This window comes from Enterococcus sp. AZ179 (assembly GCF_050498885.1).
Classification (GTDB): Bacteria; Bacillota; Bacilli; order Lactobacillales; family Enterococcaceae; genus Enterococcus_D; species Enterococcus_D entomosocium.
This window is the reverse complement of sequence record NZ_JBMHEO010000001.1, coordinates 2,438,640-2,453,570: the sequence shown is the minus strand read 5'-3', so window position 1 is coordinate 2,453,570 and position 14,931 is coordinate 2,438,640. Positions and strand designations below refer to the sequence as shown.

General features: G+C 43.3%; 11 protein-coding genes. 5 read left to right on the top strand and 6 right to left on the bottom strand.

All coding sequences use genetic code 11. From position 1 onward, the window contains the following. The first annotated feature begins 86 nt into the window (after window positions 1-86). Window positions 87-449, top strand: a complete 363-nt coding sequence (locus tag IGI88_RS11560; protein ID WP_008380790.1) for a thioredoxin family protein — start codon at window positions 87-89, stop codon at window positions 447-449. A 92-nt stretch (window positions 450-541) separates the two neighbouring features. Here IGI88_RS11560 and IGI88_RS11555 read toward each other — a convergent pair whose 3' ends face one another. Next, a complete protein-coding gene (locus IGI88_RS11555; protein ID WP_005228549.1) occupies window positions 542-1,216 on the bottom strand; it encodes a redox-sensing transcriptional repressor Rex in 675 nt (224 codons plus the stop codon). 217 nt (window positions 1,217-1,433) lie between these two features. Here IGI88_RS11555 and IGI88_RS11550 point away from each other — a divergent pair, with 217 nt between their 5' ends. From IGI88_RS11550 to add, 4 genes are all read left to right on the top strand, one after another. Continuing rightward, window positions 1,434-3,365: an ABC-F family ATP-binding cassette domain-containing protein gene (locus tag IGI88_RS11550; RefSeq protein ID WP_008380786.1), complete on the top strand. Its 1,932-nt coding sequence runs from the start codon at window positions 1,434-1,436 to the stop codon at window positions 3,363-3,365. Window positions 3,366-3,465: 100 nt separating this feature from the next. After that, window positions 3,466-4,188 (top strand): C39 family peptidase, encoded by a 723-nt coding sequence (locus IGI88_RS11545; protein ID WP_008380783.1) that lies wholly within the window; start codon window positions 3,466-3,468, stop codon window positions 4,186-4,188. A gap of 148 nt (window positions 4,189-4,336) precedes the next feature. Further along, window positions 4,337-5,443: an alanine dehydrogenase gene (ald, locus tag IGI88_RS11540; RefSeq protein ID WP_194199252.1), complete on the top strand. Its 1,107-nt coding sequence runs from the start codon at window positions 4,337-4,339 to the stop codon at window positions 5,441-5,443. A 152-nt stretch (window positions 5,444-5,595) separates the two neighbouring features. Then, window positions 5,596-6,612 carry an adenosine deaminase gene (gene add / locus IGI88_RS11535; protein ID WP_008380779.1) on the top strand — a complete coding sequence of 339 codons (1,017 nt, stop codon included), beginning with the start codon at window positions 5,596-5,598 and terminating at the stop codon, window positions 6,610-6,612. A gap of 68 nt (window positions 6,613-6,680) precedes the next feature. On the opposite strand, the gene IGI88_RS11530 is transcribed toward add, so the two are convergent. The 5 genes from IGI88_RS11530 to IGI88_RS11510 all read right to left on the bottom strand — a co-directional run bounded on the left by IGI88_RS11530 (window position 6,681) and on the right by IGI88_RS11510 (window position 14,879). Then, complete coding sequence (locus tag IGI88_RS11530) at window positions 6,681-7,448, bottom strand: histidinol-phosphatase (protein ID WP_086316497.1); 768 nt, start codon at window positions 7,446-7,448, stop codon at window positions 6,681-6,683. Window positions 7,449-7,721: 273 nt separating this feature from the next. Continuing rightward, window positions 7,722-8,705 carry a LacI family DNA-binding transcriptional regulator gene (locus tag IGI88_RS11525; protein WP_223347119.1) on the bottom strand — a complete coding sequence of 328 codons (984 nt, stop codon included), beginning with the start codon at window positions 8,703-8,705 and terminating at the stop codon, window positions 7,722-7,724. 286 nt (window positions 8,706-8,991) lie between these two features. Then, on the bottom strand, window positions 8,992-9,831 hold the full coding sequence (locus tag IGI88_RS11520) for a sugar phosphate isomerase/epimerase family protein (RefSeq protein ID WP_008380772.1): 840 nt from the start codon (window positions 9,829-9,831) through the stop codon (window positions 8,992-8,994). Beyond that, window positions 9,803-12,475, bottom strand: coding sequence for a beta-galactosidase (locus IGI88_RS11515; protein WP_086316498.1), 2,673 nt, complete (start codon window positions 12,473-12,475; stop codon window positions 9,803-9,805). The genes IGI88_RS11520 and IGI88_RS11515 overlap by 29 nt, the downstream gene beginning before the upstream one ends. Before the next feature lie 193 nt (window positions 12,476-12,668). Beyond that, on the bottom strand, window positions 12,669-14,879 hold the full coding sequence (locus IGI88_RS11510; protein ID WP_008380767.1) for a helix-turn-helix transcriptional regulator: 2,211 nt from the start codon (window positions 14,877-14,879) through the stop codon (window positions 12,669-12,671). Between the last annotated feature and the right edge of the window lie 52 nt (window positions 14,880-14,931).

Genomic DNA, 14,931 nt, shown 5'->3' with positions numbered 1-14,931 from the left:
TTCTTGTTCACCTAAATGATCAGCAACTATCAGATATTTTGACTTTTCCTCAAGAACAGCGTACATTTTCCATGGAGGAATGACTTATGCAAAAAAATCAACCGATCCAAGAGAGGCTCGCCCAACATCCGTTGGCACTACTCTATCTCTCTCAACCAAATTGCAGTATTTGTGTTGCGGACAAACCACGCATCCAAACACTGGCACAAACCCAACAACTCCCACTATTTACCATCAACACGCTGACAGAGCCAGAAGCAGCCAGTTTATTTTCGGTCTTGACGGTTCCCGTCGTCCTCTTGTTCGCAAATGGGAAAGAAGTGCATCGCGAAGCCCGCATCATCGATTTCACACGTTTGACTCAACAAATCTTGCGGTATCAAGAAGCACTCACAAGCGTTGAAGAGCAAGATTCTTACGAATCACTTTTTGACCAGTTAGACGAGTAAGTTCAGTGAATGAAAGCAAAAAACAGCTGTCAGATCCTTGTATATACTACGATCTGGCAGCTGTTTTGCTGGTTCCTATTTATGTGATGCGATTATTCGCTTAGTGATGGTTCTTCTACTGGTTCTTCATGGGACAAGACGTTGCCTGAATGCAAGAAATAAATCAATGTTTGCAATTCATTGGTTAAGTCAACGTTTTGAATCAGCACGCCTTTTGGTGCAGTGATCCGTGCAGGTGTAAAGTTCAAGATTCCTTTAATGCCAGCTTTCACAAGCTCGTTCACTAAATCTTGTGAATGTTGTGCGGGAACCGTCAAAATAGCCACATCGATCTGCTGGATCTTCACTTGTTCCTTCATGTCATCCATTGGATAGACCGGCACACCATCTACGATTCGACCAACTAGATCTTCATTGACATCAAATGCAGCACTGATCCGAATGCTGTTGCTTTGGTGAAATTTGTATTTCAACAAGGCGCTCCCCAAGTTTCCGACACCGACTAAAGCTACATTCGTCATGTGGTCTTCGTTCAATGTCTTCGCAAAGAACTGCATCAAGCTTTCAACGTCATAGCCATAGCCGCGTTTTCCTAATTCACCAAAGTAGGAAAAGTCGCGGCGGATCGTCGCACTATCAACTTGAACAGCTTCACTTAGTTCGGTCGAAGAAACTTTTAATTTGCCAGCTTGGTGCAAAATACGCAAGTAACGATAATATAAAGGCAATCGCTTCGCTGTTGCCTTTGGAATTTGATGATCTTTCAAAGAATACTCCCCCATTGTGAAAAATTCACTTGTGATGAAGCTATCATAACAAATACATTGTTCAAAAATCAATTTGAATGCTCATAATTTGAAATATAAATTTTATAATGGTAAAATCAAACTTTTTCCCAATCGCCGTTTCCCCTAAAATATGATAGACTTGTAGTATTGTAACCTTGATACAGACAAGTTTCTTAAAGATAGGAATGACATACACATGATTTTATTACAAGCCAACCAAATCGCCCGTCTTTTCGGAGCCGAGGTTTTATTTGAAAATATCCAATTAGAGATTGCCAGCAATTCCCGAATCGCGCTTGTTGGGCGCAACGGTGCTGGTAAATCAACGCTGCTGAAAATTATTGCTGGACTCGAAAGTCCTGATAAAGGAACGATCGCTAAAAACAAGACCGCTACGATGGGCTACTTAGCTCAAGATACCGGACTTGCTAGTCAGGCCACCGTTTGGGAAGAAATGCTAGGAGCTTTTGCAACGGTTCGACAGATGGAGCAGCGCATGCGTACCTTAGAGATCGCCATCTCCGAAGCAGATCCTGCTGCTGACTCTGGCAATCTTCTGAAAGAATACGATCAATTGCAACATGAATTTGCAGAAAAAAACGGCTATGGCTATGAAAATGAAATTCGCTCCGTCTTGCACGGTTTTCAGTTTGATCCTTCTTTTTACACACAGCCGATCGATACCCTTTCCGGTGGTCAAAAAACCCGCTTGGCATTAGCAAAAATGCTGCTGCAAAAACCTGATATCTTGATCCTCGATGAGCCGACCAACCATTTAGACATCGAAACGTTATCTTGGTTGGAAAACTATCTACAAGGATATGCCGGTGCGTTGCTGATCGTTTCCCATGACCGTTACTTCTTAGACAAAGTTGTCAACGAAGTCTACGAACTGAGTCGGCAAAAAATGCGCCACTACAAAGGCAATTACAGCCGCTATTTGACCTTGAAAGCTGAACAGCTGCAAAGCGAATGGAAAGCCTTTGAAAAGCAGCAAGAAGAAATCAATAAACTGGAAGACTTTGTTGCCCGCAACCTTGTCCGTGCCTCTACCACCAAACGCGCGCAAAGTCGCCGTAAGCAATTAGAGAAAATGGACCGGTTGGATCGCCCGCAAGGAGATGAAAAATCCGCCCACTTCCTTTTTTCCATTGAAAAACCTTCAGGAAATGTTGTGATGCAAGTAGAAAATGCCGCTATCGGTTATTCTGAAGAAGAAGTTTTATCGGCGCCCATCGACTTAGATGTTCGTCGCAAAGATGCGATCGCTTTAGTGGGGCCGAATGGGATCGGCAAGTCAACCTTACTGAAATCGCTGATTCATAAAATCCCCTTTATTCAAGGAAAGGTGCATTTTGGCGCCAATGTTTCAATCGGGTACTATGACCAAACTCAATCCGATCTGCACTCAACAAAAACGATCCTCCATGAGCTTTGGGATGACCACAGTACCACACCTGAAGTCGAGATTCGCAATATATTAGGCAGCTTCTTATTTTCGGGAGAAGATGTTGAAAAGCCGATCACGCTGTTAAGCGGTGGCGAAAAAGCCCGTGTCGCTTTGGCAAAATTAGCCATGGACCATGACAATTTCTTGATTTTGGATGAGCCAACCAACCATTTAGACATCGACAGCAAAGAAGTCTTAGAAAATGCCCTGATCGATTATGAAGGCACGTTGTTCTTCGTATCTCATGACCGCTACTTTATCAATCGAATCGCCACCAAGGTCGTGGAACTGTCTGAAAACGGCAGCAAGCTCTATCTAGGCGATTACGATTATTATTTAGAAAAGAAACAAGAAGAAGCTGAGATCGCAGCAATGTTGGAAGCAAAAACAACCGAAACCACCATCTCAGCGGGCAAGCAAAACTTTGTCCAAAGCAAAGAACAGCAAAAAGCCGTTAGAACCTTACAGCGAAAAGTCGCCCAAATCGAAGAAGAGCTTGCCACGATAGAAGAAACGATCCAGCAACTGGAACAAGACATGACCGCACCAGAAGCGTTGAATGATCATGTAAAATTGACCGCGTTGAATCAAGCGTTAGAACAAGCCCGCACTGAACAAGAAGCCCTATTAGAAGCATGGGAACATACTAGCTTAGAACTAGAGGCATTTGAAAGTTGATCGTGGAATCGGTCTGTAGGCCGATGACAAGCTCCCCCTCCTTTGTTTTACTTAAAAGAACAGGATGAATACGTACGATTCGTAAAACAAGGAGGGAAAAATGCAAAAACAGACAGATGTTTATCGAAAGCGTCGGCCAATGATTGTTTTAGCAGGATTGGTGTTGATTTGGATAGGGTTCAATCGAATCTCTCATCACGTGTTGTACGGAGAGTTGTCCGAACACGTGCACACCGTCGTTGCCTATGATGAGAGTTATGACGACGAATATATTTACTCTCAAGCTATTTTTAGTGAAGATATCAATGCTTACTTAGGGGAAATGGACATCACAACACCGATTTTCCTGCAGACGAACGAAGAATGGGCCGATAGATCCTATGGCAATGACGGCAGCCAAACCTTAGCAGAAAACGGCTGTGCGATCGCTTCTCTTGCGATGGTTCAATCCTATCTTGAAGGCTATTACATTACGCCACCGGAAGTCCTTGATTGGGCAGGAGATCATTATTACGTTGACGGCCAAGGAACGGACTGGCGGATTTTTTCTGACTTTGCCGATGCAAACGGCTACAACTATTATGATCTTAGTACTGACCTAGCTAGCGTTGAAGCCTACTTGCAACAAAATCATCCCGTCATCGTTTCTATGACCCCAGGGGAATTTACAGATGGCGGCCATATCATGGTCTTAGGTGGAATGATGGGCGATCAAGTGTTTGTCTTAGATCCCAATGATGATCCGGAAAAATCCCACTACGCTACTTACTACACACTAGATGAAATCGCTGATCAAAGCTTACGCTTTTGGACCTTCAGCTGATTGTTCGAAAAAAGTCCCATTGTGGGGCTTTTTTCTTTGTCGTCCCGAAAGCAGCAACTGGATCTTATTTTTTTAATAAAAAAACCCTTTTTTCTCCCTTTGGGAATCCGCTTTCTATTATAATGGAAGAAAGAAAGGTGTGAAATCTATGAAAATCGGTATCCCCAAAGAAATTAAGAACAATGAAAATCGTGTGGCATTGCCGCCCTCCGGAGTCTATGAGTTAGTCCAAGACGGACACGAAGTCTTCGTTGAACAAGGCGCTGGTGTAGGATCAACCTTTTCTGATCAAGCGTATCAGGAAGTCGGCGCTACGATTGCTACCGTTGAAGAGGTTTGGGCCTCTGAATTGGTTATGAAAGTCAAAGAACCTTTACCAGAAGAATACCCCTTTTTGCATGAGGGACTGGTTTTATTCACCTATTTCCACGTAGCCGCCAATCAACAGCTTGCTCAAGCGTTGATCGACAGCAAAGTGATCGCTGTTGCTTATGAGAACGTCCAGCTGGCGAACGGCACCCTGCCTTTACTGTCTCCCATGAGTGAGATCGCTGGAAGAATGTCTGTTCAAATTGGCGCGCAATTTCTCGAAAAAATTTATGGCGGAAAAGGGATCCTGCTCTCGGGTGTTCCCGGCGTCCGTCAAGGTCGGGTAACGATCATTGGTGGTGGCGTTGCCGGCGAGAATGCCGCGAGAGTCGCCGTAGGTCTAGGCGCACAAGTGACAATTTTAGACGTTTCAATCCCACGCTTACAAGAGCTGGATCGACAATTTTCTGGTCAAGTCCAAACTTTGTATTCCAATCGTTTGAATATCGAGCGAACGATCCAATCCGCAGACTTGGTGGTAGGAGCAGTTTTATTGCCAGGACAAAAAGCCCCGTGCTTAGTGACCCGCGACATGGTGAAACAGATGCCTGAAAAATCCGTGATCGTCGATATTGCCATTGACCAAGGCGGAATTTTCGAGACTGAAGACAAAGTCACCACCCACGACGAGCCAACCTATATCCGGGAAGAAGTTATTCACTATGCAGTGGCGAATATGCCGGGAGCTGTGCCGCAAACGGCAACCATCGCATTGAGCATTGCCACATTACCGTATGCCCAGCAGCTAGCGAAAAACCCTTTAGCAGCGTTGCGAGAAAACGAGGCCCTTGCCAAAGGGGTCATCGCCTATGAGGGCGCATTTACTTCAAAAGAAGCCGCTCACGATCTGTCATTGCCTTTTACCGATCTATCGGAATTGATTTGAGCCACTCTCCCACAATAAAACCAGCAGCCGCACAAGTAATTCGCGGTTGCTGTTTTGCTTTCTATGAGAATTTCCTTTTTTGGGTAGCATGGGCTTTGGAAGTATGCTATATTCATACTTAAAAAAAATTCGACCTAGACAGGAGGAACACTGTGCTTACTCAACAACAAATCCAAGCATTTCCCAAAGTAGAACTTCACTGCCATCTCGACGGTTCCATTCGTCCAGAAACATTGATCGCCATCGCCAATCAGCAAGAACTACCGATCGAGCAAGACATCGAAGCTGTGAAAGCACAGATGCAAGCCCCCAAAGATTGTCATGACCTGAGGGATTATCTTAGCTGCTTTGATTTCGTTCGGCCGTATTTGCAAACACAAGAAGCGTTAGCAGCTGCTGCCTATGACGTGATGGAACAAGCCGCTCAAGATGGGGTCGCTTATATTGAGATCCGCTTTGCCCCCAGCTTATCGATGGACAAAGGACTCACTTGCAGCCAGACCATCCAAGCCGTGATCGAAGGCATCGCACGAGCAGAAAAACGCTACCCAATCAAAGGCAATGTTTTGGTCATTGGGATGCGTCAAGAAGACCTACCAGCTATTACGGCGATTTTTGATGAAGCGATCGCTCTTACCGATGAAAAAGTAGTCGGTATTGATCTAGCAGGTCCAGAAGAAGACGGGTACGTCCCTGATTTAGCTGCTAGCTATCAAGTGTTCCTCAAGAACCAAAGTGTCCAGCTGACCTTACATGCAGGCGAATGCGGCTGTGTGCAAAACATTTATCAAGCTATCGAAAGCGGTGCGCAGCGGATTGGCCACGGCATCGCCTTAAAAGGAGATCACACTGCCCAAGCGTTTGTTCGAGAACAAACGCGCTGTATCGAAGGCTGTCCTACCAGCAATGTTCATACTCGTGCGATTCCCACATACTCGGCATACCCATTAAGAGAATGGCTAGAAGCCAAGGTCCCTTTTTGTTTGAATACCGATAACCGAACGGTCTCAAACACGACATTGACCAATGAATACCTGCAAATGGCTCATCATTGCAACATGACCGAATCAGAGATGCGCTTCTTAAACGTAACTGCCGCTCAGCATTCCTTTGCGGAAGCTTCCGACAAAGCGGTACTCTTGAAAAAAATTCAAGAATGGCAATTCTAATAAACATGGACGCTAGTGATCCCCACTGGCGTCCATGTTTATTTCCAAAACAATCAACTTTCTTTCCTTCACGCAAAGAAGAGCCGATCGATCCTTGTTAATCCTAAGGCATCGATTTCTAAAAGAGCTCTTTCGTAAATTTCTGTATTTGTGAAAGCCGCACTCTCGTGGGCATCGATCCCAATAATACAAGAGCAGCCTACTTCCTTAGCGATCTTCCAAAATTCAGGATGCGGATAGCCACCATTCGTATAGCCCGCCAAATTATACTCCAATGGCAGCTGATACTCTTTGGCTTTTTCGCATAAACGGTAAGCAACTTCTTCGCAATGGGAATCGAAGGTTTTATAGCCCCGCATAAACACATCTGGGTGTGCCATATAAGCAAAAATTTCTGATTCGATCCCTTGTAAAGAAACACGGAGATAATCTTTGATCGCTTTTACCGAATCCCCGGGTGTATGGTCGTAATAGTGATTGCTTTCGATTTCAGGAAAGTGATTGCCAAAAATCAAATAGTCGATCGACAGCCTTTCTTTCTCTGCAACTAGCCAAGGAATCATTGTTTCAAAATATTCACACTCTAATCCTAATTTCACATCGATTTGTCCTTGATATTTTTCCCGTAAGCTTTTCACCGATGAAACGTAATCTTCCAATTGCGCAACATCCATCCGCATGGGCGAGACATACCCATCCTCAAAGGGCCAGGGACAATGATCAGCGAAGCCGATTTCCTTAAAGCCAGCTTGGATGGCTTTGATCACATAGTCTTCATCAGAATCCCGTGCATGTTTGCATCGAGTTGTGTGGGTATGATAGTTTGCTTTCCACATGGTTATTCACTCCTTCTTATTACATTTAGGTTAATTTGTTTTTGTGATCGCATTTTAGGTACACTCTTCTTGAGGCGTTATCCTTCAAACCGTTCGCTATTTTACAGAATCTTTTGTAAACGGAACCATTTTTTCGAAAAAATAGTACTAGCTATCAACACCTATCACTTAGCAACTTCATCAGTCTGGATTTATTCCAGTCCATTTCATTATAGAATTGCGGCTATCCCAAGACAATCAAAAGAAAGCTGCAAGCGGTTGCTTCTTTTCCCATCACTTCCATTGAGTCGTTTCTCTTGGGACAAATGAATTTTTCAAGAGGACGTGTCTTGGTGCGGTTTTGTCTCCTTGTACCTCTTGAAAAAGTAGCTGGGTCGTCCAATCCACCATCTCCTCTAAAGGTCGTGCGATGGACGAAAGCAAAGGGTTAGTACAAAGACAAACATTGGTGTTTTCATAACCAATCACTTGAATCGCTTCACCAACCTTTTTATCCAGTGAATGAAGGGAACGTAAAGCGCAGGCTGCCAAAAAATCACTTGCCGCAAAAATGCCATCGATAGAAGGCCATTGACGAAAAAGTTGATCAAAGGAAGTTTGCGTGACATTTACAAAATCGAGTATGACCTCGTGAACATGGATCTCTGGGTATTGGTCCATCACTTGATAAAAACCAGCTGATTTTTCTTGAACGGAATGTAATGTCTTTGGTCCATTAACGAAGAGGATCTCGCGACAACGATTTTGGATTAAGATCTGTGCTGCCAACTGTCCACCTGAGGTATTATCCGCAGAAACGGAGGATACTTCATCGCTAAGGACTCTACCCACACTCACTAGAGGTAATTTGAGAACCTTTTGCAACAATGGACCTTGCGTACAAAGATTGGTACATAAGATCAACCCATCAATATTATTTGCGAGAAACAAGTTCAAAAAATAGGCTTCTCTTTCAGGATTTCCTTGTGTGGTACCAATCATCAAACTATAGCCTTTCTCAATCAGTTGCGACTCGATTCGGGTAATAAATTGATTATAAAAATCATTTTTCAAATCATAGATCAGCAAGCCGATCATCTTTGAGGAATTGTAATAAAAGGACCGTGCTAATTCATTTGGTACATAATCAAGTGTTTGAATTGCTTCTAGCACAATCTGCTTTGTTTCTTCATTGACATATTTTCTGTTATTGATCACTCGTGAGACGGTGGTCACAGATACATTGGCAAGTTTTGCCACGTCTTGCATGTTTGCCATTGGTCCCTCCTTTCTCTCTTTTACATGTCTCGTAAATATTAAATCCTTTTCCATTTGATCTATTATCCGAATGCAACATTCCAAAACGCTTTCTTTTTATTCTATAATAGCAAACCTTACCTTACATTTTCTATTTTTATGAAAATAAAAAAGCTGTTTAGATGAAATCTCACCATAAACAACTTTTCTATGCTAGATAAAAGTTTGCATTAATGTCAGCGTCTTTGAAGAAAACAAGAAAATCACTCCCGTGTTCTCTTAAACAATCATTTACACAAGCACCCAGCTAATTTTTTAAATCTAAGCCTTCAATCAACGCCACCGCACGATCGATCCCAGCGTCTTTTGTTTCTTCTAACACCACGTAACAGTATGGCTTGTGTTTGATCAGAAGCTGTAAAATTTCTGGATACCGTATTTGTCCTTCACCTAACGGGACAGGGATCACTTCTTCTCTCGAGAGTTGAAAATCCTTTAGGTGCAAGCAGACGATTTTCTCGCCAAAAAGAGTAAACGCTTCTTCTACCAATGCAACTTGATCAGCAGCCGTTTTTGCGGTGATCAAATTCGTTGGATCGTAAATGATCCCTAGATAATCAGAAGGAACACGTTCAATCAGCTCGGCGATGCGCTGATTCGAATACAACGGATGATTCATTCCTGCTTCGATCCCTACCATGGTTTTATGTTTTTCTCCTACTCGAACGAGTCGCTGGATCACATGGATCAAGTCTTCAAAAACCTCATCCGAAAAATTCTCTTCGCTATATCCCAGCGCGGCAATGACTGAGCCTGTTTCTGAAGCCACCATGCTGGCACCAAAATAACGGGCATGGAATAAGTAGCGCTCAAATTTCTGTAAGATTTTCTCTCGTTCCTCTGGTTCGGGATGAATCAAGTTACTATAACAACTTAACAAAGCGATTTGAACGCCTTGTTCTTGGAATTCATTCTTGAAGAAGGTCCCCATACCTGGACTCATTTTTTCAGGAGCACTTAGGTCTGGAAAAGACGCATTCAAGGCAAACTGAACGTTTCTTATTTTCTTTGCTCCTACCGCTTGTGCTAGCTGCTTGGGTGTATATTCTCCTGAGAGGTCATGCCCTCGGATGGCTAAATGAATCATCTGACTCCTCGCTTTCTACTGTTTTTTCCCATTCAATAATCAAATTTTCATAAGGTTCTAGCCTATGGTTACCCCGCGCCAGCGCTTCACCTGATAAGCGTTCGAAACCGGGGAGATGTAAGGTAAAGTCAGCTGTCGTCATCCCTAAGTTACTGATCCAGAGTTGGACATGGGTCGCTGACTCTCGGCGATACTTCATCACACCTTCCGAACATTTGATCAACAGGCGCTCTGATTCATAAGGGAAAAGTTCTTTGTGACAAAACGACTGCCATATCAAACTGTCTGGTAAATTGCTAGGTAGCGCACCTAAATAGATGATCTCTCCTTGAGCCAGTTGTTTCTTAGCTAGTAGCGTTTGGTCATTCCCTCGTCCGATCGTTTCCCAATCTTCTGGGCAATGAAAAACTGTGACCAAATGATCCAAAGGTTCTTTTAGGCCGTCATAGGTTAGCTGATAAGTCAGTCCTTTCACCGTAAACTGCTGGATTTGGTCAAACCCGAGCCATTCTCCTAAACGATCTAAGCCATTCGTCGCTGGCCACGCTAGCTCTTTTGTCCGATCCCCCGTCATCGGGCCTAAAATCAGCTTGCCTCCTGCTTCAGTAAAGGCGGCAAATTTTTTCAGCAAGGTAGGACTGATCCAACGAACAAATGGGGCAAGAACAACATCATACTCTTCTAACGGACTATTTTCTTGAATGATTTCTACACGAATCCCTTGGCGAATCAGACTGCCGTAAAATTCGGTAAACAGGCTGCGATAATCATAAATACCCCCATGATCGATCGTGTAAAAGCGTTTCGAGTAGTCCGAGTAGATGATGGCTATTTTTGCAGATACATACTTCGTTTCCGCTAAAAGTGGTGCGATCTGTTGTCTTAGTTCGCCAATCCGAACTACCTCTTCATACCCACGATCTGGCTCTCCCCAAGCAGTTAACACGGCGCTATGGGGTTGCTCCACACCATAGCGATGTCCACGAAAATGCCAAAAACAGAAGGATTTCAAATGACCAGCATAGCCAATGAACGCTTCACTTGTGACAAACCCATGAGGACGAGGTGCCGCATAGTTTTCAATATGACCGGCATTGGCGGTACAAGTTTCTAACAATAACATTTCCTTGTTGCGCGGTTTGACATTCCGCCAACGATCCAAGTTCATGGTATACGCTGGATAGTTGTCTGCCGGTGCATACGTATCAAAACCGGCAATATCTAAATCAGCAAATAGCTCATCATTTTGCAAGTTAAACCCAAAAGCGGAGTTATGGGTAATGGGTAACGCGGTCTCCATTCGGATAAAATGACAAAGATCATGCGCAAACTCATTCAACGTATCGGTGGTAAAGCGGCGAAAGGCATTCATCAGGGAAGAATTATGCAAAAACGGGGTCGTTAGTGGCAAGACGACATCCTCAAATGCGTCATACCACTCACTCCACACCTTCGTGCCCCAACACTCGTTGAGGTTGGTCACGGATTGATAGTTGTCTTTTAAATACGTATGCCAACGCGTTTGGCACGTCGTACAGTAACATAGATCGACATGACATTTAAACTCATTGTCCAATTGCAACATAACGACATTTTCATGTTTTTCGGCAATCTCAGCGATTTTTCTCGTCAAACGATAGGCATAGCGGCGAAAGTCCTCGTTGTTGGTACAGACATGCTGTCTTGAGCCATGATGCATCTTCGTCCCATCTTGATTAGTGATTAAAGCTTCTGGGTACTGTTTTGTAAACCAGCGGGGCGGAGTTGGCGTTGGAATACATAAGCAAACATCGATGCCATTTGCTTGGTACTGTTCTAGCGCACGTTCCAACAACGCAAAATCATATTCTCCAGGTTGAGGCTCCAAGTCACGCCACATGAATTCCCCAATTCTAGCAAAATTCATGCCCAACGTTTTCATCGTTTGACTATCACTTTGCATGATTTCTTCCGACCAGACTTCTGGATACATGCAGGCGCCGTAATAAATATCAGGAAACAGTGGTTGCTCATGGAAAAACGCCTGTAAACGAATCGCTACATAGCGAGCGATCATATGCGCCCCGACCTTTGAAAAGTGGGTATCATCTGCGAGACCTGCAGGATAATTGGGGTGCTCATCCGGTGCTAACCAAACAAAGAGCGCTTTGGAAGCTTCTAGTCCTAATGTGTCATAATAATGATAGGTATAGCGATTTAAATCAAACAAATCCACTTCTTCCGTTCGACTAAGTTCTCTTAAGACAGGTAAAAATGCTGACAACGTATGCGCCAGTCGTCCCTCTTCCCCTACACGTCGTTCAACAGGTGTACACAGGATAGGAATTCCTGCTTTTTCTTTGATTTGACGGATCATGTCTGTCAAATGAGCAATGTACGCCTCCATCGTGACATGATTTTTCTCTTTTTGGTCATTATGTCCAAATTGCAGTAGGACGACTGTATTCGGTTCGACTTCTTGCAGGAGTTGCTTAAACAACCCTTCTTCGATAAACGAACGAGTCGTACTGCCGTTTTTCGCAAAATTGTGTACGTCTACTTCTGGGGACAGATAGCTTGGTAAAGCTTGTCCCCAGCCCATCATTGGCTGTTGATCAAGGGGATAATCCGCCACGGTTGAATCTCCGCCTAGAACGATTTTCATTTCTTTTCTTCCTCCATCTATTTACTATCAGATTTCCAACAACTTCGACAAGTCCACTGGTTTTCTTGCTGAACATAAGCTGCATTAGAAATCGCTTTCTTTTCTATTATACAAAACATTTGCTGACGAAAACATGGAAAAATCAGAGCAAAAGCTGCGAAAATACGAGCTTTTCCGCAGCAACCAACAGTGATCAGCTCTGACCTTTTCGATATTGTCCTGGGGTCATTCCCGTGCACTTTTTAAATAAACGATTGAAGTAACTGGGATTATACCCAAGGTTTTCTGCAATTTCATTGATTTGGTGATCAGTTTCGAGCAACTGCCGTTTTGCTTCTACGATGCGAACATTGGTTAAATAATCAATAAAGTTGACCTGCTTGGCACGCTTGAACTCCTTACTCAAAAAGATTGGGTCTACTTCGAAACGATCCGCAACGTATTCTAACGAAATTTGTTCATTGCGAAAATCAGATTGGATGTACTCCGCTACTTTTTGGATCATTTCACTATAAGAATTAGCGACATTTTCTTGCCAGAGGATGGAGACGGGTTTTAAGAAATGATGGTACAAAAAGGCTTGGATCTGATTGATGTCCAAAAGTCGTTCGATTCGCTCTAACACAACCGTTTTCGATACATAATCCGTTCGTGAGACCCCATTTTCATTTAAAAGGTAATCGACTTGATCGTACAGTCGATTGACCACATAGATCACCGCAGCCTGTTGATTGTTTTCTGCCACGACCTGTTCTAAAAACCGCTGGACACTTCGTTGCAATTCTTCATGATAGCCACTTTTCAGCGCTGTTAAAATCAAATTTTCTTGCGAAAGAGAATACTTCGGCAGCGGGCGCATTTTCTCTCCTTGAAGCACTTGATTTTCGGGAATCAACCGTTGCAGATGGATTTGCTTTTTGAGACGTTGGGCAACTTCAGGCAACTTGCGAATCTCTGTTTCTTGTTGCGAACTAACGATGGTGACATAACGGCAGACGATCAAATTGATTTGCTTGGTGATCATCGTGAAGTAATCTGTCAGTAGCTGCTCTTGATTGACCACAAAAACCAAAATCCGTCCTTCATTTGAAGAAACAATGGTTGATTCAGGGAAAAACATGGCTGTGACATCCGCTATAATGTTTTCTAAGGCAAACAAAATGTGGGTTTCATCTTGTGAATTTGCTTGATTGCTTAATAGATCATTGAGTTGGAAATAAAACAGGCGATACCCTTGGTCACTTAAGCACCAGTTTTTTTGCTGCAGTAATTGTTGCGATTCTTCCTCCGATAAATAGCCATAATACCCTTCCATCAAATGTTGGATCACTTGTCGCTTCAGCGAATCTTGAAAGCGTTCCGCCTGATTTTGCAACAATCCTTTTTCCCGACTTAATTGTTGCCAACGGTCCACCAAAAACTCCAGATCGTTTTCTTTTTTCCATTGGGTATTACCAAAGAGCTGATCCATCGTTTTTTCAAAAGGTTGGTATTGTTTTTTTGCCAAAAAGAGACTCATGACTGCCACACAAGCAATAAAAAGAATGCTTACGACGATCAGCACTCTAGCCAAATGAGTGACTGGCTCGGTAATCAATGCTAAGGGAACGACGGTATAAAACGTCCATATTTGGTTGAGTCGCGTACTGTTTACGGCGATCATGCTATAATCATTGCCATTGATCGATTCGACCCAGGTTCCTTGATGCTCCTCACTCAGCGGTTGGATAACATTCGCTAAGTTCTGATCGCCAATAAAACGAAAACTCTCATGATTAAAGGAAATCGCTGCGAGTCCATTTTCAATTTGAGTATCATAAAAATACTTTAACAATGATTGCTCGTCGATCGTTGCAACTAAAAAAATTTTAGGCTGATCTTCGCCTTGGCTATCAATGTTTTGTACAAAAATCAATTCATCCTCTTCTTCAATGATCTTCCACTGATACTGCCTACCATTATCGATCCGATAGCGTTCAAATGCTGTTTTGGTTTGCTCGAGCGTTAATTCATACGTGCCGCCACTTTCAATCCCAAAGGGCGCCTCTCCGAGCGAATAAATACCGATTCGATTGACATAATTGGAGCTATTGGTTAAGTAAAACAATTCTTCCGACAGCTGGATCAACGTCTGATAATTCGTCGTTTCCAATAAATCTTCTTGGTAGCGCCTTTGAAACGATTGCCCCCAAACGCTTAAAGTCACTTCCAGCTGCGAGAACTGTTGGTTGATGTTACTAACGATTCCTTCGACTTGGCGATTGTTTAGTTCTTGATACGATCGTTGTAATGGTCCGATCAAATAGGCATGCAAAAAGATTGCAACGGCTAATAGCGGCACGACGATCCATAGACTGGCTAGCTGCAGTTTTCGATGAAAACCGCCTGTTTTAAAGTACTTCATTCCCAAACACCCTTGTAATAGATTTTATGTAACAAATTGTCATGCGAAAAAA

What these genes read in the sequence shown, in the direction of transcription:
- IGI88_RS11560 (WP_008380790.1), top strand. Translation starts at nt 87, where the DNA reads ATGCAAAAAAATCAACCGATCCAAGAGAGGCTCGCCCAACATCCGTTG.
- IGI88_RS11550 (WP_008380786.1), top strand. Translation starts at nt 1,434, where the DNA reads ATGATTTTATTACAAGCCAACCAAATCGCCCGTCTTTTCGGAGCCGAG.
- IGI88_RS11545 (WP_008380783.1), top strand. Translation starts at nt 3,466, where the DNA reads ATGCAAAAACAGACAGATGTTTATCGAAAGCGTCGGCCAATGATTGTT.
- ald (WP_194199252.1), top strand. Translation starts at nt 4,337, where the DNA reads ATGAAAATCGGTATCCCCAAAGAAATTAAGAACAATGAAAATCGTGTG.
- IGI88_RS11530 (WP_086316497.1), bottom strand. Translation starts at nt 7,448, where the DNA reads ATGTGGAAAGCAAACTATCATACCCACACAACTCGATGCAAACATGCA.
- IGI88_RS11525 (WP_223347119.1), bottom strand. Translation starts at nt 8,705, where the DNA reads ATGGCAAACATGCAAGACGTGGCAAAACTTGCCAATGTATCTGTGACC.
- IGI88_RS11520 (WP_008380772.1), bottom strand. Translation starts at nt 9,831, where the DNA reads ATGATTCATTTAGCCATCCGAGGGCATGACCTCTCAGGAGAATATACA.
- IGI88_RS11515 (WP_086316498.1), bottom strand. Translation starts at nt 12,475, where the DNA reads ATGAAAATCGTTCTAGGCGGAGATTCAACCGTGGCGGATTATCCCCTT.
- IGI88_RS11510 (WP_008380767.1), bottom strand. Translation starts at nt 14,879, where the DNA reads ATGAAGTACTTTAAAACAGGCGGTTTTCATCGAAAACTGCAGCTAGCC.